Genomic DNA, 24,412 nt, shown 5'->3' on the forward strand with positions numbered 1-24,412 from the left:
CCATGCGTGAGATCCAATCCCTTTGCGTCTACTGCGGTTCGAGCAGCGGCGCACATCCGGAATACACCGAAGCGGCGTGGGCGTTCGGCACGCGGCTGGCGCAGGAAGGCATCACCCTCGTCTACGGCGGCGGCAAGGTCGGGCTGATGGGTACGGTGGCCGATGCGGCGCTCGCTGCGGGCGGTCGCGTCGTCGGTGTCATTCCGCGCCAGCTCGTGGAGAAGGAAGTCGCGCATACAGGGCTGTCGGAACTGCAGGTCGTCGAGACCATGCACGAACGTAAGACGCGCATGTATGAGATCTCGGATGCCTTCGTCGCCCTGCCCGGCGGCTTCGGCACGATGGACGAAATGTTCGAGATGCTGACCTGGGCTCAGCTCGGTCTGCACAGCTACCCGTGCGCCTTCCTCGACGTGCGCGGGTTCTATCGCAGCCTGGCTGCGAGCATGGACCACATGGTGAGCGAGGGCTTCGTCAAGCCGATCCAGCGCGACCAGGTGTGGTTCGGCAGCGAGATCGATGCGCTGTTCACGTGGATGCGGCAATACGAATCCACCTATACGCCGAAGTGGATCACGTCCACCTCGATCGACAGCCAGGTCGAACGATAAACGGGGCCACCGCCATGACCGATTTCCGCGCCTTCCGCATCCGTCAGGACGATGCCGGGTACCACGCCGGTATCGAGACGATGTCCATCGACGCGCTCAGCCCCGGCGAGGTGCTGGTGCGCGTCGAATGGTCGTCCGTCAACTACAAGGACGCCCTCGCCGGCACTGGGAAGGGGAAGATCCTTCGCCAGTTCCCCTTGAACGGCGGCATCGACGTCGCGGGCACCGTGGTCGCCTCCACCGACCCGGCCTTCAAGGAAGGCGACAAGGTGCTCGCCACCGGCAGCGGACTCTCCGAAACGCGCGACGGCGGGTACAGCGAATACGTCCGTCTTCCTGCCGCATGGACGGTGGCGCTTCCACGCACGCTTACCACGCGCGAGGCCATGATCATCGGCACCGCCGGCTTCACTGCCGCGCTGGCGCTTCTGCGGATGACCGAGAACCGCCAAACGCCCGCCCTGGGGCCTATCGCCATCACCGGTGCCACAGGCGGCGTCGGTATGCTCGGCATCGACATCTTCAGCGGCGCGGGCTATGAGGTGCATGCGATCAGCGGCAAGCCGGAGCGGTTCGAGTTCCTGCGACGCATCGGTGCTGCGCAGTGCCTCGATCGCCACGAACTTGCCTTCAGTGGCAAGCCGATGGAATCCGCCCGCTACGGCGGTCTTCTCGACAATGTCGGCGGCGCGACGCTGGCCGGCTTCCTCCCGTCGATCGCCCCTTACGGCAATGCGGCCATCTGCGGCCTCGCCGGCAGCCCTGCGCTGTCCACGACGGTCATGCCCTTCATCATCCGCGGCGTGAGCGTGCTAGGTATCGCTTCTGCCGGCACCGCCCGCGACGTGCGCGATGAAGTCTGGAAGCGACTTGCCGGCGCATGGAAACCACGCCACCTCGACGTTATCTGCACGCGAGAGATCGCACTCCATGAGGTAGCGAGCGTTTTCGAGACCATGCTGGCTGGCGGATCCTTCGGCCGCACCGTGGTCCGTATCGCCGGCTGACGCTTGCATTGAGACATGTCTGACGTGCCACCATTGATCCATGCGCGGTGCCCGGTAGAATGGCCCCTCGCCAAAGGCACCACGCGCGACGTATTTTCGTCACCGCGGATCCGAGACGCCTGCCGGGATGGTCGGTGTCATCAGCAAGAACACATCGGGCATCGACCCGGGGGAAAGTGAATGGCTCGCATCCTGATCGTCGACGATTCGCCGTCGCAGCTTCTGGGTATCAAGCGCATCGTCGAGAAGCTGGGCCACGAGGCCATCACCGCCGAGGACGGCGCGCAAGGCGTCGAGGTGGCGAAGCGTGAGATTCCCGATCTCATCCTGATGGACGTGGTGATGCCCAACCTCAATGGGTTCCAGGCCACCCGCACCATCAGCAAGGAAGACACCACCAAGCACATCCCGATCATCCTGGTGACTACCAAGGACCAGGACACGGACAAGGTATGGGGTCTGCGCCAAGGCGCGAAGGCTTATGTCGTGAAGCCGATCAAGGAAGAGGAACTGGTCGCCGCCTTGAAAGAACACCTGCCGGGCTGACCCGCCACGGCGCCTTGGGCGCTGCGAGTGTCAGGCCGGCGCCGCCGCGATACGGCAACGCCGGCCCCGATGACTCAGCGTCGCCGCGGATCGAAATCCGCGAACGCATCCCTGAATTCCGCGTAGGCCGCCTGCTCCTCATGGGTTTCAGGTACAGGCACGCGGATATCGAGCACCACGATCTGGTCGCCGGGTTCGGTCCCGGGCAACCCACGGCCCTTGAGGCGCAGCTTGCGCCCCGACTGCGAGCCCGCCGGTATGCGCAGGTCCACATGACCGCCGAGCGTCGGCACCGGCACCGTGGCACCGAGCGCGGCTTCCCAGGGCGTGATAGGCAGCACGAGGGTCACCGTCCGGCCGTCCAGTCGGAAGCGCGCGTCGTCGCGGATGCCGATCTCAAGCAGCAGGTCGCCCGCCGGCCCGCCGCCGGCACCCGGACGCCCCTGCCCGGCCAGACGAATCGTCTGGCCTGCCGTAATGCCAGCGGGGATCTTGACCTCCAACACGCGCTCGCCGTCCGGTGGATCGTTCAGCGTCACACGTGTCTTGCCGCCGTTGTAGGCCGTCTGGATGTCGATTTCGATCTTGGCCTGGATGTCGCGGCCGCGCTGCGCCTGCCCTTGCTGGGTGTGCCGTTTTTGACGGCTCCGACCGTCGCCACCACCGAACAGGCTCTCGAAGAAGTCGCTGAAGTCGCCGCCGCCGCGGCCACCCAGATCGCCGAAATCGAACCCGTTGCCTTGTTGGCCCCAGCCCGGCGGCGGGCGAAATTGCTCACCCTGGCGGTAACCGCCAGCGCGGAACTGGTCGTAGGCGCGGCGCTTCTCGGGGTCTTTGAGTGCTTCGTTCGCCTCGTTGACCGCCTTGAACTTCTCTTCCGCCCCCGGATCCTTGTTCTTGTCCGGATGATACTTGCGGGCAAGCTTGCGATACGCCGCCTTGATCTCGGCGTCGGTCGCGTCGGGCTTGACCCCTAATGTCTCGTAATAATCCTTGAACTCCACAGGCTCTCCCGGGCTTGTGTCGAATACCCAAATGAAACGCCCGCGGTAGACACGTCCACCGCGGGCCAGACCTGCAAGCTTAGGCCGTTTTAGCCCGCAGCGTTAATGGTGATGCGACGTGGTGCGCTTTCGGCCTTCTTCGGGATGGCGATTTCCAGCACCCCATTGCCACCCGATGCGGTGATGCCGTCGGCATCGGCGCTTTCCGGCAGCGTAAAGCTCCGCTTGAAAGTGCCCACCGAGCGCTCGACGCGGCTGAACTTGCCCTCCGCCTCGCTGGTGAACGTCTTCCGCTCGCCCTTGAGCGTCAGCACGTTCTTTTCCATCTGGATTTCGATGTCGGACAGCTCGACGCCCGGCACGTCGGCGAGGATCAGGAAACGCCCCGCCTCCTCCCGGATATCCACGCGCGGCGCCCACGCATTCACGGCAGCCGGTGCCGGAATGTCATTGCCGAAGAAGTGTTCGAACACGTTGCGGACGTCGCCACCGAACACCGGCGCACGACGAAACGACACCTGACGAAGCTGGCTCATCTCTTTGACTCCCAAGAATTTTTCGGCCCCGTGGCCGCCTGGTATCCAAGATATGAACGCCCTTGTCCGATTCAAGTGGTCGGGGTATCAGGTTGCCTTGCCTTCAGCTCCACACCCTTCACGTACACTCGCGTTTTCCCCGAGAAAGAGGCAACGCCATGACCATCGCCATTGGCGAGCGCATACCGGATGGTTCGCTCAACCTGTTCAAGGACGGCATCCAGACCATTTCCAGCCTCGACGTACTGGGCCAGGGCAAGGTGGTGCTGTTCGCCGTGCCGGGGGCCTTCACGCCGACCTGCTCGAACAAGCATCTGCCGGGTTTCATCCAGCACATGGAAGACTTCCGCGAGCGCGGGGTCAAGGTCGCCTGCATGTCGGTGAACGACGCGTTCGTGATGCACGCCTGGGGCGAGGCGCAAGGCGTGCCGCCCGATTTGCTGATGCTGGCCGATGGCAATGCCACCTTCGCCAAGGCGCTCGGCCTCGAACTCGATGGGACCAAGAACGGCATGGGCATCCGCGCGAAGCGCTTCGCGCTCTATGCAGAAGATGGCGTCGTGAAGGCGATCCACATCGAAGCCCCCGGCGAGTTCCGCGTCTCGTCGGCCGAAGCCATGCTGAAGGCTATCGACGAGTGAGACGCGCAGCGCGCTGAACTCAAAACGATAGGCACAAAAAAAACCCCGCGTTTGATCGCGGGGTTTTTCGTTACGCGTCGGCCTGGCCTTCGCTCTCGGGCTCGTCGACGGGGCCGCTTTCGATCGGCGGCAGGTCTGCTGCGACCTCGCCATCGAGCGTTTCACCCTCCCCTTCGAGTTCTTCCTCGGCGGCAAGACGCACCACACCGATGAGCGTCTCTTCCTTGGGCAACTTGATGAGCGTGACGCCCTGGGTGTTGCGGCTCAACTGCGACACCTCGGAGACGCGCGTACGCACCAGCGTGCCCTGGTCGGAGATCAGCATGAGCTGCTGTTCATCCGTGACCTGCGTGGCGGCGACGAGGTTGCCGTTGCGTTCGGAGCACTGGATGGCGATGACGCCCTGCGTGCCGCGTCCCTTCTTCGGGAACTCGTCCAGCGCGGTGCGCTTGCCGTAACCACGCGCCGTTGCGGTGAGGATGTCGCCTTCACCCGCGGCAACGATGAGCGACACCACCTCGGCATCCTCGGCAAGACGCATGCCGCGCACGCCCGTGGCGGTACGTCCCATCGAACGCACACTGCCTTCGTCGAAGCGCACCGACTTGCCGTTCGACGCAAAGAGCAGCACGTCGCTTTCGCCATCGGTCATGGCGACGTCGACCAACGCATCGCCCTCGTCGAGGTTGATGGCGGCCTTGCCTCGCTGCAATTGGAACGCGAACTCGGTCAGCGGGGTTTTCTTGACCGTACCGCGGCGCGTGGCGAAGAACACGAAGCAGGTGGGATCGTAGTCACGCACGGGCAGCAAGGCCTGCACCTTTTCGCCCTCGCCCAGCGGCAGCAGGTTCACGATGGGCTTGCCGCGAGCGCCCGGACCGGCCTCCGGCATCTGGTAGACCTTGAGCCAGTAGACGCGACCGGTGCTGGTGAAGGTGAGCAGCGTGTCGTGGGTGTTCACCACCCACAACTGCTGCACGACGTCTTCGTCCTTCAAAGCCGAGGCCGAGCGACCCTTGCCGCCGCGTCGCTGCGCGCGGTAAAGGCTGGCCGGCTGACGCTTGATGTAGCCGGTGTGCGACAGCGTGACCACCACGTCTTCCGGTGCGATGAGGTCGAGGACGTCGAGGTCTTCCTGCGAATGCTGGATCTCGGTACGACGCGCATCGCCGTAGTCGGTGCGGATCTGCTCCAGCTCCTCGCGAATCACTTCGAGCAGACGCTCCGGGTTCTCGAGGATCTCGATGAGGCCGCGGATCGTGTCGAGGATCTCGCGGTATTCGTCGGAGAGTTTTTCCTGCTCCAGGCCGGTCAGGCGATGCAGGCGCATCTGCAGGATTTCGGTGGCCTGGGCTTCGGACAGCTGGTAGCCGTCATCGCGCAGGCCATCACGCGGGTCCATGTCTTCCGGACGCGACGAGGCAGCACCGGTCGCCGCAAGCAGCGCCTTGACCAGACCCGGCTCCCAGCGGCGCGCGACCATGCGCTCGCGCGCCTCGGCCGACGAATTGGACGTACGGATCAGCTCGATCATCTCGTCGATGTTCGCAAGCGCTACCGTGAGGCCTTCGAGGATATGAGCGCGTTGGCGTGCCTTGCGCAGCTCGAAGATGGTGCGACGGGTGACCACCTCGCGGCGATGGCGGATGAATGCCTCGAGGATGTCCTTGAGGTTCAGCAGCTTCGGCTGGCCGTCGAGCAAGGCCACCATGTTGATGCCGAAGGTGACCTGCAACTGCGTCTGCTGGAACAGGTTGTTCAACACCACGTCGGCCATGGCGTCGCGGCGGATCTCGATGACCACGCGCATGCCGTCCTTGTCGGACTCATCGCGCAGCTCGCTGATGCCTTCGAGCTTCTTTTCCTTGACCAGCTCGGCGATCTTCTCGATGAGACGCGCCTTGTTCACCTGGTACGGCAGCTCGTGGACGATGATCGTCTCGCGGCCGTTGGCTTCCGTTTCGATCTCCGCCCGTGCGCGTACGAGGATGCGACCGCGGCCCGTGCGATAGGCCTCAACGATGCCCGACGAACCGTTGATGATGCCGGCGGTGGGGAAATCGGGACCCGGGATATGGGTCATGAGTTCATCGATGCCGAGCGACGGCTCTTCGATGAGCGCAAGCGTGGCGTTGATGACCTCGATCATGTTGTGCGGCGGAATGTTGGTCGCCATGCCCACGGCGATACCCGCCGAACCGTTGACGAGCAAGGTCGGCACGCGGGTGGGAAGCACCAGCGGTTCGTGCTCGCTTTCGTCGTAGTTCGGGCCGAAATCGACGGTTTCCTTGTCGATGTCCGCCATCAATTCGTGGGTGAGGCGCGCCATGCGCACCTCGGTGTAACGCATGGCGGCGGCATTGTCGCCGTCCACCGAACCGAAGTTGCCCTGGCCGTCCACCAGCATGTAGCGCAGCGAGAACGGCTGGGCCATGCGGACGATGGTGTCGTAGACCGACGCATCGCCGTGCGGATGGTATTTACCGATCACGTCACCGACCACGCGGGCCGACTTCTTGTACGGTTTGTTCCAGGCGTTACCCAGTTCGTTCATCGCGAACAATACACGGCGATGTACCGGCTTGAGGCCGTCGCGGACATCGGGCAGCGCACGGCCGACGATGACGCTCATCGCGTAGTCGAGATAGCTCTGACGCATCTCGTCTTCGATGTTGACGCGGATGACTTCTTTGGCGAGTTCTGCCATCAATCGGCTTCCTGGATGTGCGTGAATGCCCCCGCCGGTCATTGCGTTTCGCATGCGCGAGACGCCCCCGGCTCAACCCGTCGATGGTAGCACAACAGGCGGGGAAAAGACAGCTAAAAAGATCGCAAATTCAACGAGTTAGACGGGTGTTTCCGACCTGCGAAAAAGCATCGTGCGGGCGAGCACGAAATTCGCGACGGCGCCCGCTGCCGAACCGGCGGCGACGGCCACGGCGGGCCATTCATGGAGCCCCGGAAACAGCTTCAAGACGAGCACGTAGACCGTGTTGTTGATGACCGCGCCGAGGGCCATCAGCGCCATCCAATGCAACCATTCCGCGTGGCGGCCACGGCCGGAATCCCGGTGCGCAAAGGTGTGCGTGCGGTTCCACCACCACGTGACGGTGGCGGCGCTCAGGAACGACACGATGCGAGCTGTGTAGACGTTCCAGCCGGCGAGCCCCACGAGGGCCTGCACGATGCCCGCGTCGACGACGAGACCGAGCACGCCGCCGATCGCGAACAGCGCGACCTCGCGACGCAGTCGCGTCACGGGAACAGAATCCGCATCTGCTCCTCGTCGGGCTTAAGAATCACGCCACGTTCGGTGACGATGGCGTCGATCAGCTCGGCGGGCGTCACGTCGAACACCGGATTCCACGCGTCCGCGCCTTCGATCACGGTGCGCGTGCCGGACATCGAAAGCAGTTCGGCGGCATCGCGCAGCTCGATCTCGATGTCCGCACCGGTGGCCGTCGCCATGTCCACGGTCGTGGACGGTGCGACCACCATGAACTTCACCCCATGGTGGCGAGCCGCGATGGCGAGCTGGTACGTGCCGATCTTGTTGGCCGTGTCGCCATTGGCCGCGATGCGGTCGGCGCCCACGATGACCCACTTCACCTTGCCGTCCTTCATCAGGTGCGATGCGGCGGAATCGGCGATGAGGCGCGCGGGAATGCCATCGCGCACCAGCTCCCACATGGTGAGGCGCGCGCCCTGCTGCCAGGGTCGCGTCTCGCCCGCGTAGACCTGCTCGATATGGCCCGACGCGACGCCCGCGCGGATGACGCCCAACGCGGTGCCATAGCCCGCGGTAGCGAGCGAGCCGGTATTGCAGTGCGTAAGCACGTGCGAACCGGGCTCGATCAATGCCGCGCCCAACTCACCCATATGCCTGTTGGCAGCAAGGTCTTCGTCCTGGATAGCCTGCGCCTCGCGCTCGAGCGCTTCGGCGTCGGCGCCCTCGAGCGAACGCAGGTTCATGCGATCCAGCGCCCACATCAAATTGACCGCCGTAGGACGCGCGGCACGCAGCGTCGACATCGCGGTCGGCAGATCGTCGCCCGCCTTGGCCGCCAGGACCACGCCCCACGCCGCCGCGATACCGATGGCCGGCGCGCCGCGCACGGCGAGATCACGAATGGCCTGGGTGACGTCTTGGTAAGTGGTGCAATCGAACCAGGTCTCTTCCGCCGGCAGGCGGCGCTGGTCGAGAAGACGAAGGCGGTCGCCATGCCATTGCACGGCGCGGATGGAGTCGTGGGACGTGGTCGCGTTCATCGGGCGATTATCGCATGCCGGCCGCTGCCCGCGCCGGGATCGCGCGGTCAGGCCAGCTCGGTATCCGGCTGGTTGACGAACACCAGGACGCCCAGCAATGCCATGTAGAAACGAAACGCGGCCTCCTGCCCGTTCCACACCTTCGACTGCCACATGGCGAACCATTCACCGCCGACCGCCATGAAGCCAAAGAACCACAGCACGAAACCGAGCGTGCATCCGGCCACTACCCAGCGTTTAGCCGCCTGGAAGGCCATCGCGCTTGCGTAGCGGGCACGCCAAAGCGAAGCCGCCCCCACGACCAGCAGCAGCCCGGTGACGGCCTCAGCCGCGATGATGAGAGCGTACCCGGCATGCCAAAGGACGGGACGGGTAATCGCACGACCCATCAGGGCGTTGTCGGGGAACGTGGTGTCCATCGACAGCACGTGGCGTACGAACGCGAAGTTGGAACCGTAGTCGACGAGGTTGCCGAAGGCCACCAGCAAGGCGAAACCGGCCAACGAAAGCGCCATGACGATTTTCGCCAGGCGTACCGTCATCGCTCGGCGAGCCACGCATGTATGGCCGGGGGCACCAGCTTCTGCGCACGCCCGGACACGTAGATACCGATGTGACCGCCCGGGAACGCAAGCGCGGTGTAGTCGCTGCTACCGATGACGTCGCCCAGCGGCGTCGACGCCGCGGGTGGCACCAGATGGTCCTGCTCGGCGTAGATATTGAGCACGGGCTGGGTGACCGCTTTCAGATCCACGGTACGTTCGCCGATGCGTGCTTCGCCCTTGATCAGCAGGTTCTTCTGAAAGAAATCGCGGGCGAATTCACGAAAGGCTTCGCCGGCCTGATCGGGCGAATCGAAGATCCACTTCTCCATGCGCAGGAAGTTCTCCACTTCCTTCGGGTTGTCGAGGATATCCACCAGCCCGACGTACTTTTGCTGGTTGAGGCGCAGCGGCTTCAAGGTGAGGTACGCGAAGTTCATGACGTCCGCGGGCACGTTGCCCACGGCATCGACGAACAGGTCGATGTCCACGTGACGTGCCCAATGCGAAAGCATGTTGTCCGGCGTGTGGAAATCGACCGGCGTCACCATCGTCACCAGGTTGCGCACTTTATGCGGATGCAGCGCGGCGTAGCAGAGTGAGAACACGCCGCCCTGGCAGATGCCGAGCAGGTTCAGCGCATCGACGGCGTGGCGCTGGCGCACCACGTCCACGCAGCGATCGAGGTAGCCATCGATATAGTCCTCCAGCGTCAGCCAGCGGTCCGCACCATCGGGATAACCCCAATCGATCAGATAGACGTCCTCGCCCTGTGCCAGAAGGTTGCGCACCATCGAGCGATCGTCCTGCAGGTCGATCATCCACGGCGTATTGACCAGCGCATAGCAGATCAGCAGCGGCGTCTTCGCGGTAGGCGGTTTCTCGCCCTTGAAGTGCCACAGGGTGAGCTTGTCTTCGCGGTAGACCGCTTCGCGCGGCGTGGTGCCAAGCTCGATCGGGCCCACGTGCTTGAGCGTCTCCATGCCCGCTTCGAGCTTGCGCCGGAACGCTTCGACTTCGGCTTGCGCGCGTTCGGGATCGATGAGAAACGGTGATCCGTTCATCGCGTCTTGCCCTTCTTCGGTTTCCCGCGGAGCGTGGCGACCTCGGCCTTCAATGCTTCTACTTCGGCGGCCAAACCCTGCATGCGGCGAAGCTCGCGGCGTGCCATCTGCAGGCGCTCGGCGAGGCTGTCGAACTCGCGCCGCGTGGGCAGGCCCGCCTGCGTGGCGGCACGCTCCAGTTGCCGCTGCTGAAGCAGCTTGAGACGCATCTGCGCATTCACCAGTGCCGCATAGACGTCGCGGAACTCGTCCGATAGCGCCGCTTCCGCGTAGCTCTCCTCGGCGAGGTTCACCCAGCGATCGTAGAGCGAGCGCATCGACTCCGGATCGGCGGGCGGCGCCTGTTCGCGCAACGTGGCGGCCGCGCGCTCGTGGACGCCTTGCAATAGCGACTGATAACGCTGGTAGTGCTCGGTGTAATCGATCCACGCGAGGAACAGTGCCTGCTGTTCTTCCTGCTGTTCTCGCGTGAGGCCGAACGCCGGCATGGACAGCATGTCCTTCGCACCGCGCGCCCAATCGTCGAACGCGGCGTTCGCGCCCATACCTGATGCGCCCGCTGGCGGCGCATAGCCGAACGGCGGCATGCCGCCAGGGAACGGGCCGGGCGGCGTCGCACCGCCCGTGGCGGAACGCAGCCAGTCGCCGAAGCCGCTGAGACCGGTAAACAGGCGGCCTACGATGTCCGGCGAAGGGATATCGGCCGGCTCGGCCTTCGGGTCGAACTGTTTCGCCCACGCCTCGACGCCCTGCCGGACGAAGGCCTGGTATTGCGTGATGAAATCGGTGGGTTCGTCTGCCATGACGCTATGGTACGGCACCCAACCGACGGGTGCGCCCCTGATCAGGGCGCGATGTCGAACGACGCCTGTGCCGTTGCCCGGGAGCTGCCACCCACCCAGACGGTGTAGTGCGTGGGCTCGACCACTTCCTGACTGCGCGCATTCCAGAATGCGATCTCGGGGAAGCCGAGGGTAAAAGTCACACGGCGGGATTCGCCGGGACGCAACGAGACCCGCTCGAAACCTTGCAGACTGCGCACCGGCTGCTCCACGCTCGCGCCGAGGTTGCGCAAGTAAAGCTGCACGACCTCCGTTCCCGAACGTTGCCCGGTATTTGTCACCGTGGCGCTCACGCTGACCAGGTCCTTCGCGTCCGCGCGATTCGCCTCAGCCAGGGGAATGCTGCTGCGGGATACGCGCACGTCCGAATAGCCGAACGTGGTATACGACAGCCCGTGCCCGAAGGCGTAAAGCGCGTCGTTCGGCACGTCGATGTAGCGCGAGATGAAAGCGGTATGGCGCGACGGCGGCTTGCTGAGGTCGGCATCGCCCGGCGGCCGGCCCGTTGGAAACTGGTTGTAGTAAAGCGGCTCCTAACCGACCGCGCGCGGAAAGCTCATGGGCAGCTTGCCGCTCGGCGCCACGTCGCCGAACAACACGTCCGCCACGGCGTTGCCCGCTTCGGTGCCGGGGAACCAGGTTTCCATGATCGAAGCCACGTGCTGGTCGGCCCAGTCGAGCACGAGAGGACGGCCGGAGAACACCAGCAACACCACGGGCTTTCCGGTGGCGACCACTTGCGCAAGCAACTGCTGCTGGTTGCCCGGGAGATCGAGATACGCGCGCGACCCGGCCTCCCCGCTCATGCGCGAGGACTCACCCATGGCCATCACCACCACGTCGGCCTCGCCCGCCGCCTTGAGCGCTTCGGCGAAGCCCGCCGCCGAGTCCGTCTCCACCTCCGTGCCTTCCGCGTACAGCAGCCTGCCGCCGCGTTCCCGCATGCGCTTCTCCAGGCCATGGCGCAGCGTCACTACGTCAGTGAATTGCTGTGCCCCACCCCATGCACCCTGCATCTCGCCGGCAGCATCGGCCAAGGGGCCGATGAGTGCGAGTGTGCGCACGTGGGCGTCGAGCGGCAGCGCCGGTGGCGTCCCGCTGCCGCCATTCTTCAGCAACACGAATGACTCGGCCGCGGCACGACGAACCAGCGGCCGATTCGCTTCCACGGCCTTGGTCACCTCGTCACCGCTCGGATAGGGACGATCGAACAGCCCAAGGGCGAACTTCACGCGAAGCACGCGTCGCACAGCTTCGTCCACGGTCGCCATGGACAAGGCGCCTTCCTTCAGCAGCGTCGGAATCTGGGTGTCGTAGTAATGGCTCATCATGTCCACTTCCACGCCCGCCTGCAGCGCCTTGCGCGTCGCCGTGGCGGCGTCCAGCGCCACGCCATGCTGGGTGAGCTCCATGACGGCGGTGAAGTCGCTCACCACGAAACCGTTGAAGCTCCATTCCTTGCGCAGGATGTCCGTCATCAGATACGCATTGGCCGTGGCAGGCACGCCGTTCAATGCATTGAAGGCGCTCATCATCGTGACGGCGCCCGCTTCGACCGCCGCGCGATACGGCGGCAGATACACCTGACGCAGGCGGATGTCCGACATGTCGGTCGTGTTGTATTCGCGGCCCGCCTCAGCGGCGCCATAGGCGGCAAAATGTTTTACCGATGCCGCCACGCTCTGTGGATCGGCCAGGTTCTTGCCCTGGTAACCATGCACATAGGCGCGTGCCATCGCCGAGCCGAGATAGGCATCCTCGCCCGCCCCTTCGGTGGAACGGCCCCAGCGAGCGTCGCGCGAGATATCGACCATCGGCGAGTAGAACCACTTAACGCCGGCTGTCGTGGCTTCCGCGGCAGACATGTGCGAAAGCGCCTCGACCAGCGGCGGATCCCAGGTCGCAGCAAGGCCGAGCGGCACGGGATAGATCGTGCGATAGCCGTGGATGATGTCGGCACCGAACAGCAAGGGAATGCCGAGCCGACTGCGCAAAGCGGCCTCCTGAAAGCGTCGCGTCTTCGCCGCACCGGTCACGTTGAGCATCGATCCCAGTTCGCCCTTTCGCGCCAAGGCCATCACGTCGACATGCGTGCGCGTCTCCGGATTGACCGCGACCGCGTCGGTATCGACGGCGTCGGCACCACCCGATGCACCGTACTGCACCAACTGGCCGATCTTCTCCGACAAGGTCATCCGCGCCAGCAACGCATCGACCTTGCGTTCGATCTCGGGCGAGGCCAGCGCAGCGTTTGAAGGAGCAACTGCTGCCATTTCGGGCATCGATGCGGAATGCGCGAATGCGGCCTGAGTAGCAAACAACCCAGCGCACAGCGCACGACAACAGGAAGAGACTTGGGATCGAGCGGCCAACGCGTTCTCCAGGTACGGAAACATTCCCGAATGTAAACGTTTACAACCGACAAGGTAAATGCCGTTAGGACCGGCGTCTGCGGGCGGACAAGCCAGTGGAACCTCAGTGTTGGGAGGCACAAAAAAACCCGACATCTTGCGATGCCGGGTTTCTTCGTACGCTTTGGAGCTTAATCAGCCCGCGGCGTTTTCTTCTTCCGTCACGGCCTTCATCGACAGGCGAATGCGGCCCTGCTTATCGACTTCGAGCACCTTGACCTTGACGATGTCGCCTTCCTTCAGCTTGTCCGAGACCTTCTCGACGCGCTCGCTGGAGATCTGCGAGACGTGCACGAGGCCGTCCTTGCCCGGCATGATGGTGACGAATGCGCCGAAGTCCATCAGCTTGGCGACCTTGCCCTCGTAGATGCGGCCCGGCTCGACGTCCGAAACGATCTGCTCGATGCGCTTGCGCGCGGCTTCGGCGGCTTCGCGGTTGACCGAGGCGATCACGACATTGCCGTCGTCGGTGATGTCGATCGTGGTGCCGGTCTCTTCGGTGATCGAACGGATGGTGGCGCCACCCTTGCCGATCACTTCGCGGATCTTGTCCGGATGGATCTTGATCGTGAGCAGGCGCGGCGCGAACTCGCTCATTTCCGAGCGAGCCGTGCTCATGACCTTGGCCATTTCGCCGAGGATGTGCACGCGACCACGCTTGGCCTGGGCCAGTGCGGTGCGCATGATCTCTTCGGTGATGCCTTCGATCTTGATGTCCATCTGCAGCGCGGACACGCCATCGGCGGTACCGGCCACCTTGAAGTCCATATCGCCGAGATGGTCTTCGTCACCCAGGATGTCGGAGAGCACGACGAAGTCGTCGCCTTCCTTCACCAGGCCCATGGCGATACCGGCCACCGGCGCCTTGAGCGGCACGCCGGCGTCCATCATGGCGAGCGACGAACCACAGACCGAGGCCATCGACGACGAACCATTCGACTCGGTGATTTCCGAGACGACGCGGACGACGTACGGGAATTCCTCGATCGTCGGCTTGACGGCCTGCACGCCGCGCTTGGCGAGACGGCCATGGCCGATTTCACGACGCTTCGGGCTGCCGACGCGGCCGGTCTCGCCCACCGAGAACGGAGGGAAGTTGTAATGGAACAGGAACGTGTCCTTCCACTCGCCTTCCGGCGCATCGATGATCTGCGAGTCGCGCGTGGTGCCGAGCGTGGCGACGACCAGAGCCTGCGTCTCGCCGCGGGTGAACAGCGCCGAGCCGTGCGTGCGCGGCAGGACGCCGACGCGCACCGAGATCGGGCGGATGTCGTCGAGCTGACGGCCGTCGATACGGACCTTGGTGGACAGCACACCGTCGCGCAGCGTGCGGTACTCGACTTCACCGAAGGCAGCACCGATGTCGCCATCGGTCCAGCCATTGGCTTCCGCCTGCGCGGCAAGCGAGGCCTTGACCTCGGTCTTCAGCGCGGAGATGACATCGCGACGGGCGAGCTTGTCGCGGATCTGGAAGGCCTCGGCGAAACGCGTGCCGACGGCGGCCTTGACCGCGTCGTACAGCGCCGACTTGGCGGCCGGAGCTTCCCACTTGAACGACTTGGCGCCGGCTTCGGCGACGAAGGCGTTGATCGTGTCGATGGCAGCCTGCATCTGCTGGTGGCCGAAGACCACCGCGCCGAGCATGACGTCTTCGCTGAGCAGCTTGGCTTCCGATTCCACCATCAGCACAGCCTTGGCGGTACCGGCGACGACGAGGTCGAGGTCCGAGGTCTTGAGCTGCGTGGCGGTCGGGTTGAGGACGTACTGGCCGTTGGCATAACCGACGCGGGCGGCACCAATCGGACCCTTGAAGGGCACGCCGGCGAGCGTCATGGCGGCCGAGGCACCGATCAGCGCCGGGATGTCGCCGTCCACTTCGGGATTCAGCGACACGACCTGCGCGATGACCTGGATCTCGTTGCGGAACTCTTCCGGGAAGAGCGGACGGAGCGGACGATCGATGAGACGCGAGGTGAGCGTTTCCTTCTCGGTCGGGCGGCCTTCGCGCTTGAAGAAGCCACCCGGGATGCGACCCGCGGAGTAGAACTTCTCCATGTAGTCGACCGTGAGCGGGAAGAAGTCCTGGCCTTCGCGTGCCTTCGGCGCCGCGACGACCGTCACCAGGACGACGGTGCCGCCCATGCTGACCATGACCGCACCGGAGGCCTGCCGGGCGATTTCGCCCGTCTCCAGTGTGACTTCGTGACTACCGTACTGGAATGACTTGGTTACTTTCGCCACTTCGATCTCTCCTCGTCCTGTTCCGGTGGTTTAGCGGCGCAGGCCGAGGCGTTCGATCAGGGACTGGTAGCGAGCGAGATCGCTCTTCTTGAGGTAGGCCAGCAGCGACTTGCGCTTGTTGACCATCTGCAGCAGGCCGCGACGCGAGTGGTGGTCCTGCTTGTGGGCTGCGAAGTGCTCCTGCAGCGCGGTGATGTTGGCGGACAGCAGGGCGACCTGGACTTCGGTCGAGCCGGTGTCATTTTCCTTACGGCCGTAGTCTTTGATGATCTGGCTGGTCTGTTCGACGGTGAGCGACATGTGTATCGATTCCTTAAAAGCGGATGCGAGACTTGCGCAACCTCAACGGGCTCCGATGAAGTTGCGCAAGCCTCGCTTTTGAATGAAAGCTGTTAAACGAGCACGTAATTGTAACGTCCTGCACGTAGCGTCAACAAGCCCGCTCAGACGGACGGCAGGTTGAGGCCCCTGAGCACCCGCAGCACCCCTGCCCCGTCCACGTCGCCGAGGGCCATGAGACGGCCATCGGCGCCCCAGACGCCGCAGCGGCCTGGCGCTGCACCCTCCCCCAGCGGCACCGGCTGCCCGAAGCCCAGTACCCGCGTGCCCTCGGGGTCGAGATCGACCCGGGGCACGTGCGCCAGGCCGGCCTCGACGGGCAGCAGACACGCGTCCAGCGGGTCGGGGCCCGCCTCCGCAGCCACCCTCAGCTGATCGAGGGTGATCATGGCGGGCGCCATGAACGGCTCGACCCAGAGCCGGCGCAGCGCCGTGAGGTGGGCGCCGCAGCCCAGGTTGGCGCCCAGGTCCACGGCCAGGCTACGCACGTAGGTACCCGAGCCGCACTCGACGTGAAGACGGATCGTGTCGGTCGTGCGCTCGAGCACATCGAGTCGATGGACCTCGACCTCACGCGACGGCACGTCCACCGTCTCGCCGCGGCGCGCCTTCACATAAAGCGGCACGCCGTCCTGCTTGATCGCCGAATAGGCTGGAGGCACCTGCACGATGCGCCCACGCAGAGGCGCCAGGGCAGCCTCGATGGCGGCCGGATCGAGCGCCGGCACGGGGCGCGTCTCGACCACCTCGCCTTCGAGATCGGCCGTGGTGGTCGTGGCACCGAGGCGGACTTCGGCCTCGTAGGCCTTGCGCGAACCGAGCAACCAGCCAGCCAGCTTGGTCGCCTCGCCGAAGCACAGCGGCAACAGGCCGGTGGCCAGCGGATCGAGGCTACCCGTGTGACCACCCTTGGCAGCGCCCACGAGACGACGCGCCGTCTGCAGGGCCTGGTTGGAACTCAGGCCCAGCGGCTTATCGAGGAGGAGGATGCCGTGGATGTCGCGGAAGGTTCGACGCATAGATTAAGAAAACATCGGGGAGCCGCCATGGCGGCTCCTACAACGAAGCGGCTCCTGCTGGCGCGACGGCGACCACAGGGGAAGTGCGTTACTGCTCTTCGTCGGCCGGCGGGACAGGGTTCTCGCGCAGAAGGCGCTCGATGCGCTCGCCCTGGTCTACCGACTCGTCGTACTTGAACTTGAGCTCGGGCACGCGGCGCAGGCGCATCGAGCGCGACAGCGCCCGGCGGAATTCCGGCGCCAGTTCCTTGAGAGCCTTGAGCGCCTCCACGGCCTGTTCCGGCATCAGCGCGGTGACCCACACCGTGGCCCAGTCCAGATCCTTGGTGGTTTCCACGTCGGACACGCTGACCGAGGGAAGCGCGTGGTCGCGCACAGCGGCATGCACGAGCAAGCCGATCTCGCGGCGAAGCTCAGCGGATACGCGGTCGGTGCGTTTGAAGTCGCGGGAAGGCATGAGAGGTCCTCTTTACATGGGGCGTGAGGCAAGAAAGGGGATGGGGATGGAAAGCGGGGGCGCGAATTTGTGCGCCAGAGGAACCGGCAACGCCTCGAAGGTCTACCGGATACCTCGTGGCACATCCATGCGCCCCCACTTCCCACCTCCCATCCCCCGCTCTTACAGCGTTCTTGCCACTTCGATGCGCTCGAAGCACTCGATCTGATCGCCAACCTTCACGTCGTTGTACTGCTTCACGGCGATACCGCATTCCATGCCGTTGCGGACTTCGTCCACCAGTTCCTTGAAGCGACGCAGCGATTCCAGTTCGCCCTGGAACACCACCACGTTGTCGCGGAGCACGCGAATCGGCTTGGAGCGCTTGACCACGCCTTCGGTGACCATGCAACCCGCCACCGCACCGAACTTCGAGGAACGAAACACATCGCGGACCTGCGCGATACCGATGATCTCTTCGCGGATTTCCACGCCAAGGAGACCGGACGCTGCCTGCTTCACCTGATCGATGACGTCGTAGATGATCGAGAAGTAACGGACGTCCAGCCCGTTGGTGTCGATCACCTTGCGCGCCGAGGCATCGGCACGGACGTTGAAGCCGATGATCAGCGCCTTCGAGGCCGCTGCCAACGTAGCTTCCGACTCGGTGATGCCGCCCACGCCGGACGAGATCACGTTGACCTTCACCAGGTCGTTGCCGATCTGGGTGAGCGAATCGCGCAGCGCTTCCACCGAACCCTGGACGTCGGCCTTGACCAGGATGTTGAGGGTCTGCTGACCTTCGCCCTGACCCATCTGGGCCATGATGTCTTCCAGGCGGTTCGACTTGCTGACCAGGCGGTTCTCGCGGCGCTTCTGCTGACGCTCCGCAGCCACCTGGCGTGCCAGGCGCTCGTCCTCGACGGCCACGAAGTCGTCACCCGACTCCGGCACGCCGGACAGACCCAGCACCTGCACCGGAATCGACGGACCGGCTTCGTTGACCTGCTTGCCGGTCTCGTCGACCAGCGCGCGCATGCGGCCGTATTCGATGCCGCAGACGACGAAGTCGCCCTTCTTCAGCGTGCCCTGCTGCACCAGCACCGTCGCGACCGGACCGCGACCGCGGTCGAGGCTGGATTCGATCACGACACCCGACGCGCGGCCATCGGCCACGGCCTTGAGTTCCATGACTTCGGCCTGGATCGAGATCGCGTCGAGCAGCGCTTCCACGCCGTCGCCGGTCTTTGCCGACACGGGCACGAACTGCGTGTCGCCGCCCCAGTCTTCCGGGATGACCTCGAGGTTCGCGAGGCCCTGCTTCACGTTGTCCGGATTGGCGTCGGACTTGTCCATCTTGTTGACCGCGACGATCAGCGGCACCTTGGCGGCGCGCGCATGCTTCACGGCTTCCTGGGTCTGCGGCATGACGCCGTCGTCGGCCGCCACCACGAGCACCACGATGTCCGTGGACTGCGCACCGCGGGCACGCATCGAGGTGAATGCCGCGTGGCCCGGGGTGTCGAGGAAGGTGATCACGCCACGGCTGGTTTCGACGTGGTACGCGCCGATGTGCTGCGTGATGCCACCCGCTTCGCCCGAGGCAACCTTGGTACGGCGGATGTAGTCGAGCAGCGAGGTCTTGCCGTGATCGACATGACCCATGATCGTGACGACCGGCGGGCGCGTGACCTTATCGCCTTCCAGCTCCACGTTCTGGGTATGCGAGGCCAGCGCGGCTTCGGCATCGTTGTCGGTGGCGCGAACCGGGTTGTGGCCGAGTTCTTCCACCACGAGGGCAGCCGTGTCGTGGTCGATGGTCTGGTTGATGGTCGCCATGACGCCCATCTTGAACAGCGCCTTCACCACCTCGGCGCCCTTTACGGCCATCTTCTGGGCCAGCTCGGTGACGAGGTTGTTGTCGCCGATGACGACATCGCGAACCACCGCAGCGGTGGGACGCGTAAAGCCGTGCGGACCGGTCGGAGCGGACGTGCCGCGCTGCATGTCGGAGCGACCCTTGACCTTGCCGCCGCGACGATTGCCGCTGGAACGGCGCGCGCGATCGGCATCGGACAGGTGCAGTTCGCCAGCAGCGAAGCGCTTGCCACCCGGCTCGCGATCGCCACCGCGACCACCGGGCGAGCCGCCACCACCGTGCTTCGGACGAGCTGCACCGCGGGCGTCGTTCGTCGACGACGGTGCGGAGCCCGGGGCCGGGCGCGCTGCCGACGGAGCGGGACGCGCCGTCGGCGTGGCCGCCACGGGGGCGGGCGCCGGAGCCGGTGCCGGGGCGGGCGCCGGAGCGGGCTTGGACACCACGCGCTCGCGCTTACGCGGCTCGTGGATGCGGGGCAGGATCATGCCCAGCGAACGCGTATCGAGCTTGGCGGTCTGGTGGCCGATGCCATCGTCGCCGGCTGCGGCCGGAGCCTGAGCCTCAGGCGCGGCGGCAGCCGGAGCCTCGGCACGCACTTCTTCGACGCGCGCGCGTTCGGCCGCGGCCTCTTCCGCCTGGCGGCGCGCCTCGGCGGCGGCCTCCTCTTGGCGGCGAGCCTCGGCTTCGGCGTGCTGGCGAGCTTCTTCAGCTTGCTGGCGACGCTCGGCTTCCTCGCGACGTTGCGTTTCCTCGTGCTCGCGCTGCGCCTGCGATTCGGCGAGCTTGCGCGCGGCCTCCTCGCGTTCGCTGTCATGCGATGCGTCTTCGGCGATGGCGCTGCGCTTCACGTAGGTGCGCTTGGCGCGCACCTCAACGTTCACGGTCTTGGCCGGACCGGCGCCACGGCCCGTGCCCGAGTTCACCTTGAGTTCGCCGACGGTGCGGCGCTTCAGGGTGATCTGGCGCGGGGCCGAGTCGTCCGCTTCGGGTGCGGCCTCGTTCTTGCCATGCGTGCGACGCAGGAAACCGAGCAGCTTCACCTTTTCGGTGCTGCTGATCACCTGATCCGCATTGTTGAATTTCATCCCGGCCTGATCGAGCTGCCCAAGGAGCTTCTCGACTGGCATTTCCAGGACCTGGGCCAATTGTTTGATAGTGACGTCCGACATCGTTCTTTATTCTCCGCCGTTCCCGCGCGTAACCTTACGTGCCGTCGATGACCCGTACGGCTGCCTCCATCCCTGGGTGGAAACCTCGCGGCTTCCCACAAGGCGCCCTTCCAGGGCGCTTCCGGACTCGCGCTTAGCCACCCTTCTCCAGTCGGGCGATCATCGGAGCGCGCGCAGCCATGATGAGCTGCGAGGCGCGTTCCTCCGTCATGCCTTCGATATCGATCAGTTCGTCGACGGCGAGGTCGCCCAGGTCGTCGAGGGTCTTCACGTTGCGCTCCGCCAGCGCGAAGGCAGTGGGCTCGTCCATGCCGTCCAGCTCCAGCAACTCGGCGGAAGGGCCGTTCTCGTCGATGCCTTCCTCGACCGCCAGGGCCTCGGTGAGCAGCGAGTCGCGAGCGCGGGCACGAAGTTCCTCGACGATGTCCTCGTCGAAGCCTTCGATGGCCAGCAGCTCGGCGCTGGGCACATAGGCGATTTCCTCGACGGACGAGAAACCTTCCTGAACGAGGATGCCGGCGATTTCCTGATCGACTTCCAGTCGCTCCATGAACAGGTTGAGCGCCGCCTGCTGCTCGGCTTCGGTCTTGGCCGTAACCTGATCCTGGGTCATGACGTTGAGCTGCCAGCCGGTGAGCTTGCTGGCGAGACGCACGTTCTGGCCGCCGCGGCCGATGGCCTGGGACAGCTTGTCCTCGGCGACCGCGATGTCCATGGAGTGCTTTTCTTCATCCATGATGATCGACTGCACCTCGGCCGGCGCCATCGCATTGATGACGTACTGCGCCTGATTCTCGTGCCACAGGATGATGTCGACGCGCTCGCCGTTGAGCTCGTTCGACACCGCCTGCACGCGCGAACCGCGCATGCCGATGCAGGCACCGATGGGATCGGTGCGGCTGTCGTGGGCAACCACTGCGATCTTTGCGCGGTCGCCCGGATCGCGGGCGCAGCCCTTGATCTCGACCAGACCCTGGCCGACTTCAGGCACTTCGAGCTTGAACAGCTCGATCATGAATTCCGGGGCGCTGCGCGAAACGAACAGCTGCGGACCGCGGATTTCCGATTTCACTTCGTAGAGGTAACCGCGCACGCGGTCGCCCACGCGAGCCGATTCGCGGGGAATCGTCTTGTCGCGGGGAATGAAGGCTTCGGCGTTGCTGCCGAGGTCGAGGTATACGTTGCCGCGCTCCACGCGCTTGACGATGCCGGTCACCAGCTCGCCCACGCGATCGCGGAACGCATCGACCACCTGCTGGCGCTCGGCTTCGCGAACGCGCTGCACGATCACCTGCTTCGCCGCCTGCGCCGCGATGCGGCCGAACTCGGCGTTCTCGATCTGGTGTTCGATCCAGCCGCCAACCTCGGCGACTTCGTCTTCGCCGGCTTCGTCCTGCGCGTCCATCAGGCGGATCTGGTAGGACGGATCCTCCATCTCGCCGTCGTCGGCAATGATTTCCCAGCGACGGAAGGTCTCGTAGTCGCCGCTGTTGCGGTCGATCTCGACCCGGATATCGGGATCCTCATCGGGGTAGCGCTTCTTGGCGGCCGAGGCCAGCGCCGCTTCCATGGCTTCGAAAATGACTTCGCGCGGCACGCCCTTTTCATTGGCGACCGCGTCGACTACCAGCAAAAGTTCTTTGCTCATTGCCGCTACTCCCGTAAGGATGCCCCGCGGCATCCCATCGTTACGTTATTTGGGTTTCTTTCCGCCCAGCGTGGGCTTCGGCTGCGGCGCATAGCCGAGGGCCACCCAGTCGGGAACCACGCGGGCGCTTTCGACGTCCGCATGCTCGAATTCGAATCTGCCTGCCTCGCCCTCGACCACGATGCGCTCGCCGTCGACTTCGACGACGTTGCCCTTGAGGCGTCGGCGCCCTTCGATCGGGGCCTTCAGCAGCACCTTGACCTCCTGGCCATGCACGCGAGCGAACTGCTCCGCCGTGAACAGGGGGCGGTCGATACCGGGAGAGGAGACTTCCAGTACATAGTTGCCCGGGATCGGGTCTTCAACGTCCAGGAACGCCGAGAACTCACGGCTCGCGGCTTCGCAGTCGTCGACCGTGACCTCGCGCTCGCCACCCTGCACGTCGAGATAGACGCGCAAGGTGCTTTGCCCGCCGGACGGGAGAAACTCGATACCCAGTACCTCGAGACCGAGATCGGCCACGATGGCGGAGAATCGTTGTGAAAGTGCGTTGGTATCCACGTTACCTGCGATTTTTCCGGTCGCCAGAAACAAAAAAAGGGCGCGAACGGCCCATTCCTTTCGTCGCCGATGTATCCCGACACTTTCCTCCAACGGTCACGCGCAATGCCTTGATGGCGCTCACAAAGTGCCGCAGAACGCCTCCGTGCGCCCAACAAAAAAGCCTCACGAGGAGGCTTTCTTGTAAAAAGAAAGTTCCTGAAGTGCGCTGCATCGGCCGAGACCGTGGTGAACGCCACTTAAGATTCACGGATTCTATCGCGTTTTTCTTCGTTCGCGCAAGGCGGAAGCTGATCCCATTGCGCTGCCCGGGCTAACCCGTGACCGCGCGGCGTGGGTCCGTCCACATGCCTGAGACAGGCGTCGCGGATACTTTCCGCATGTCCGACGACACACCCTACCCCCGCTTCGCCAGCCGAGGCCGGGCCTTCGTCTATGTATTGCCATGCCTGGACGAGGATCTGCTCAAACTGGGCTTCTCGCGCGATCCGTTTGCCCGCTTCAGCACCCTCCATCGCCGTTTTTACACATTCTTCGATCTCGACCGCGGCCTGCTCGTGGATACCGAGCGAGTCGCGAAGGCGCGGCGCATCGAGCGGACACTCATCGACGCCTTTCGCGACGACCGGGCCATGGCGCCGCTGGTCGTACCCGCCACGGCCGGCGGGCACACCGAGTGGTATCGCGGTGCCTACGACCGGGTGCGCCTTCTCCTGAGCGAACTGGCCGACGGGGACGGCCTTCCGCTGCACGATGGCCTGCGCCCGTGGCTGCGGGATCACCTCATGGCCCGCGCCGATCTGCTGCATGACTGGTCGTTGCGCATCGTCGAGACCCTCGACTGGGCCAGGCACAACGCGCCCGACGATCCCGGCGCTGCTCGCCTCACCCGGGCCCTGCTCGATACCTGGGCGCTGTTCGAGGCGGCCAACGTGGACATTCGCTCGCTCGTTCCGGGCTCCGTCATTCAGTGGTACGACCATGGGGATCACCGACGTCTCTTCGACAGCTCCGGCCTCCCTTAGGGCGGCCTCCCGCAGCGACCCAGTTCCGCGATGAGCCGCGTCTTCCAGCCATCAGGGCCGCGCTCCATCGCATGCACCTGCCGCACCACGCACGACACAGGGCCGTGGGCATGCAAACGCTCTTGCACGGTGGCAACGATCGCGTCTCGATCACGGCGCACGTCGCGCGCCACGGAAACATGCGGCACGTAGTCAGGAAATTCGCGGTCCCGGCGGGGCGATTCGGGGAACGCGAGGCGAAGCGCCGCGGCCAGCGAGGCGATCGCCTCCACGGGGGACGGTGCGAGCCACACCGTCGACGGGAAGGTGCGTACCGAGTCCAGATGGAATGACAAAGGCTGACGCACCGCCGCGACCGTGCGCAAGCGCTCCTCGATGGCCGGCGTGATGTGTTCGGTGTCGAGAAAGGGGTAGACCAGGGTGATGTGCGCACCGAGGCCCTTTTTCGCTGCAGGATCTAGGCGCGCGCGGAGGTCGCCGACGAGAGGTTCGGCCTCGGGGACCATGAGTGCCAGCAGCGTGCGGCTCATGCGAAGAGCCTATACCGCTGTGGGCGTTCTTGCCTATGACACGTTCAGCCGAAGGTGAACCTGCCCGACTTCTCGACAACGCGCCACTGCCC

23 protein-coding genes are annotated in these 24,412 nt (G+C 64.9%); 5 read left to right on the plus strand and 18 right to left on the minus strand.

The annotated features are described in order from the left end of the window. Positions 1 to 2: 2 nt before the first annotated feature. The 3 genes from BT115_RS04335 (at position 3) to pilH (ending at position 2,164) form a co-directional block, all read left to right on the plus strand. Entirely contained in the window at positions 3 to 611 is a 609-nt protein-coding gene (locus BT115_RS04335) for an LOG family protein (RefSeq protein ID WP_072321283.1), read from the plus strand. Between the two features lie 14 nt (positions 612 to 625). Then, positions 626 to 1,618: an acrylyl-CoA reductase family protein gene (locus tag BT115_RS04340; RefSeq protein ID WP_072321284.1), complete on the plus strand. Its 993-nt coding sequence runs from the start codon at positions 626 to 628 to the stop codon at positions 1,616 to 1,618. Between the two features lie 180 nt (positions 1,619 to 1,798). Continuing rightward, on the plus strand, positions 1,799 to 2,164 hold the full coding sequence (gene pilH / locus BT115_RS04345; protein WP_072321285.1) for a twitching motility response regulator PilH: 366 nt from the start codon (positions 1,799 to 1,801) through the stop codon (positions 2,162 to 2,164). Positions 2,165 to 2,238: 74 nt separating this feature from the next. Here the strand turns inward: pilH and BT115_RS04350 are convergent, their stop codons facing one another. Further along, positions 2,239 to 3,168 (minus strand): DnaJ C-terminal domain-containing protein, encoded by a 930-nt coding sequence (locus BT115_RS04350; protein ID WP_072321286.1) that lies wholly within the window; start codon positions 3,166 to 3,168, stop codon positions 2,239 to 2,241. An 89-nt stretch (positions 3,169 to 3,257) separates the two neighbouring features. Beyond that, the gene (locus BT115_RS04355) at positions 3,258 to 3,704 is read right to left on the minus strand and encodes an Hsp20/alpha crystallin family protein (protein WP_072321287.1); all 447 of its coding nucleotides are present in this window, start codon (positions 3,702 to 3,704) and stop codon (positions 3,258 to 3,260) included. 158 nt (positions 3,705 to 3,862) lie between these two features. Here BT115_RS04355 and BT115_RS04360 point away from each other — a divergent pair, with 158 nt between their 5' ends. Then, a complete protein-coding gene (locus BT115_RS04360; protein ID WP_072321288.1) occupies positions 3,863 to 4,345 on the plus strand; it encodes a peroxiredoxin in 483 nt (160 codons plus the stop codon). A 70-nt stretch (positions 4,346 to 4,415) separates the two neighbouring features. On the opposite strand, the gene gyrA is transcribed toward BT115_RS04360, so the two are convergent. The 15 genes from gyrA to rimP form a co-directional block, all read right to left on the minus strand. Further along, entirely contained in the window at positions 4,416 to 7,052 is a 2,637-nt protein-coding gene (gene gyrA / locus BT115_RS04365; RefSeq protein ID WP_072321289.1) for a DNA gyrase subunit A, read from the minus strand. A gap of 138 nt (positions 7,053 to 7,190) precedes the next feature. Then, positions 7,191 to 7,604: a GtrA family protein gene (locus tag BT115_RS04370; protein ID WP_083527307.1), complete on the minus strand. Its 414-nt coding sequence runs from the start codon at positions 7,602 to 7,604 to the stop codon at positions 7,191 to 7,193. Then, positions 7,601 to 8,614: an S-methyl-5-thioribose-1-phosphate isomerase gene (mtnA, locus tag BT115_RS04375; RefSeq protein WP_072321290.1), complete on the minus strand. Its 1,014-nt coding sequence runs from the start codon at positions 8,612 to 8,614 to the stop codon at positions 7,601 to 7,603. Before mtnA ends, BT115_RS04370 begins: the two co-directional genes overlap by 4 nt. A 47-nt stretch (positions 8,615 to 8,661) precedes the next feature. Beyond that, positions 8,662 to 9,156 carry a DUF2165 family protein gene (locus tag BT115_RS04380; RefSeq protein ID WP_072321291.1) on the minus strand — a complete coding sequence of 165 codons (495 nt, stop codon included), beginning with the start codon at positions 9,154 to 9,156 and terminating at the stop codon, positions 8,662 to 8,664. Continuing rightward, positions 9,153 to 10,220 carry a class III poly(R)-hydroxyalkanoic acid synthase subunit PhaC gene (locus BT115_RS04385; RefSeq protein WP_072321292.1) on the minus strand — a complete coding sequence of 356 codons (1,068 nt, stop codon included), beginning with the start codon at positions 10,218 to 10,220 and terminating at the stop codon, positions 9,153 to 9,155. Before BT115_RS04385 ends, BT115_RS04380 begins: the two co-directional genes overlap by 4 nt. After that, a complete protein-coding gene (locus tag BT115_RS04390) occupies positions 10,217 to 11,023 on the minus strand; it encodes a poly(R)-hydroxyalkanoic acid synthase subunit PhaE (protein WP_072321293.1) in 807 nt (268 codons plus the stop codon). Before BT115_RS04390 ends, BT115_RS04385 begins: the two co-directional genes overlap by 4 nt. 41 nt (positions 11,024 to 11,064) lie before the next feature. Next, positions 11,065 to 11,490 carry a fibronectin type III-like domain-contianing protein gene (locus BT115_RS18750; RefSeq protein ID WP_218184716.1) on the minus strand — a complete coding sequence of 142 codons (426 nt, stop codon included), beginning with the start codon at positions 11,488 to 11,490 and terminating at the stop codon, positions 11,065 to 11,067. Positions 11,491 to 11,595: 105 nt separating this feature from the next. After that, positions 11,596 to 13,335, minus strand: coding sequence for a glycoside hydrolase family 3 N-terminal domain-containing protein (locus BT115_RS04395; protein ID WP_218184717.1), 1,740 nt, complete (start codon positions 13,333 to 13,335; stop codon positions 11,596 to 11,598). A gap of 273 nt (positions 13,336 to 13,608) precedes the next feature. Then, a complete protein-coding gene (gene pnp, locus BT115_RS04400; protein WP_072321294.1) occupies positions 13,609 to 15,714 on the minus strand; it encodes a polyribonucleotide nucleotidyltransferase in 2,106 nt (701 codons plus the stop codon). 30 nt (positions 15,715 to 15,744) lie between these two features. Continuing rightward, positions 15,745 to 16,014, minus strand: coding sequence for a 30S ribosomal protein S15 (rpsO, locus tag BT115_RS04405; RefSeq protein WP_072321295.1), 270 nt, complete (start codon positions 16,012 to 16,014; stop codon positions 15,745 to 15,747). A gap of 143 nt (positions 16,015 to 16,157) precedes the next feature. Then, positions 16,158 to 17,072 (minus strand): tRNA pseudouridine(55) synthase TruB, encoded by a 915-nt coding sequence (gene truB, locus BT115_RS04410; protein ID WP_072321296.1) that lies wholly within the window; start codon positions 17,070 to 17,072, stop codon positions 16,158 to 16,160. Positions 17,073 to 17,160: 88 nt separating this feature from the next. Continuing rightward, entirely contained in the window at positions 17,161 to 17,529 is a 369-nt protein-coding gene (gene rbfA / locus BT115_RS04415) for a 30S ribosome-binding factor RbfA (protein ID WP_072321297.1), read from the minus strand. A 162-nt stretch (positions 17,530 to 17,691) separates the two neighbouring features. Continuing rightward, complete coding sequence (gene infB, locus BT115_RS04420) at positions 17,692 to 20,556, minus strand: translation initiation factor IF-2 (RefSeq protein ID WP_072321298.1); 2,865 nt, start codon at positions 20,554 to 20,556, stop codon at positions 17,692 to 17,694. Positions 20,557 to 20,689: 133 nt separating this feature from the next. Continuing rightward, the gene (nusA, locus tag BT115_RS04425; protein WP_072321299.1) at positions 20,690 to 22,204 is read right to left on the minus strand and encodes a transcription termination factor NusA; all 1,515 of its coding nucleotides are present in this window, start codon (positions 22,202 to 22,204) and stop codon (positions 20,690 to 20,692) included. Between the two features lie 45 nt (positions 22,205 to 22,249). After that, entirely contained in the window at positions 22,250 to 22,765 is a 516-nt protein-coding gene (gene rimP / locus BT115_RS04430) for a ribosome maturation factor RimP (RefSeq protein WP_072322252.1), read from the minus strand. 380 nt (positions 22,766 to 23,145) lie between these two features. Here rimP and BT115_RS04435 point away from each other — a divergent pair, with 380 nt between their 5' ends. Continuing rightward, entirely contained in the window at positions 23,146 to 23,790 is a 645-nt protein-coding gene (locus tag BT115_RS04435; protein ID WP_072321300.1) for a GIY-YIG nuclease family protein, read from the plus strand. Here BT115_RS04435 and BT115_RS04440 read toward each other — a convergent pair. Continuing rightward, positions 23,787 to 24,320 carry a 2'-5' RNA ligase family protein gene (locus BT115_RS04440; RefSeq protein WP_072321301.1) on the minus strand — a complete coding sequence of 178 codons (534 nt, stop codon included), beginning with the start codon at positions 24,318 to 24,320 and terminating at the stop codon, positions 23,787 to 23,789. The two genes, BT115_RS04435 and BT115_RS04440, sit on opposite strands and share 4 nt — an antisense overlap. Between the last annotated feature and the right edge of the window lie 92 nt (positions 24,321 to 24,412).

This window comes from Luteibacter sp. UNCMF366Tsu5.1 (assembly GCF_900119235.1).
Classification (GTDB): domain Bacteria; phylum Pseudomonadota; class Gammaproteobacteria; order Xanthomonadales; family Rhodanobacteraceae; genus Luteibacter; species Luteibacter flocculans.

Coding starts and splice junctions, on each gene's coding strand:
- nusA (WP_072321299.1), bottom strand. CDS start 22,204: ATGAGCAAAGAACTTTTGCTGGTAGTCGACGCGGTCGCCAATGAAAAG.
- BT115_RS04340 (WP_072321284.1), top strand. CDS start 626: ATGACCGATTTCCGCGCCTTCCGCATCCGTCAGGACGATGCCGGGTAC.
- BT115_RS04385 (WP_072321292.1), bottom strand. CDS start 10,220: ATGAACGGATCACCGTTTCTCATCGATCCCGAACGCGCGCAAGCCGAA.
- infB (WP_072321298.1), bottom strand. CDS start 20,556: ATGTCGGACGTCACTATCAAACAATTGGCCCAGGTCCTGGAAATGCCA.
- BT115_RS04440 (WP_072321301.1), bottom strand. CDS start 24,320: ATGAGCCGCACGCTGCTGGCACTCATGGTCCCCGAGGCCGAACCTCTC.
- BT115_RS04335 (WP_072321283.1), top strand. CDS start 3: ATGCGTGAGATCCAATCCCTTTGCGTCTACTGCGGTTCGAGCAGCGGC.
- BT115_RS04395 (WP_218184717.1), bottom strand. CDS start 13,335: ATGGCAGCAGTTGCTCCTTCAAACGCTGCGCTGGCCTCGCCCGAGATC.
- BT115_RS04380 (WP_072321291.1), bottom strand. CDS start 9,156: ATGACGGTACGCCTGGCGAAAATCGTCATGGCGCTTTCGTTGGCCGGT.
- BT115_RS04435 (WP_072321300.1), top strand. CDS start 23,146: ATGTCCGACGACACACCCTACCCCCGCTTCGCCAGCCGAGGCCGGGCC.
- pilH (WP_072321285.1), top strand. CDS start 1,799: ATGGCTCGCATCCTGATCGTCGACGATTCGCCGTCGCAGCTTCTGGGT.
- rbfA (WP_072321297.1), bottom strand. CDS start 17,529: ATGCCTTCCCGCGACTTCAAACGCACCGACCGCGTATCCGCTGAGCTT.
- BT115_RS04360 (WP_072321288.1), top strand. CDS start 3,863: ATGACCATCGCCATTGGCGAGCGCATACCGGATGGTTCGCTCAACCTG.
- BT115_RS04355 (WP_072321287.1), bottom strand. CDS start 3,704: ATGAGCCAGCTTCGTCAGGTGTCGTTTCGTCGTGCGCCGGTGTTCGGT.
- mtnA (WP_072321290.1), bottom strand. CDS start 8,614: ATGAACGCGACCACGTCCCACGACTCCATCCGCGCCGTGCAATGGCAT.
- BT115_RS04390 (WP_072321293.1), bottom strand. CDS start 11,023: ATGGCAGACGAACCCACCGATTTCATCACGCAATACCAGGCCTTCGTC.
- gyrA (WP_072321289.1), bottom strand. CDS start 7,052: ATGGCAGAACTCGCCAAAGAAGTCATCCGCGTCAACATCGAAGACGAG.
- rpsO (WP_072321295.1), bottom strand. CDS start 16,014: ATGTCGCTCACCGTCGAACAGACCAGCCAGATCATCAAAGACTACGGC.
- truB (WP_072321296.1), bottom strand. CDS start 17,072: ATGCGTCGAACCTTCCGCGACATCCACGGCATCCTCCTCCTCGATAAG.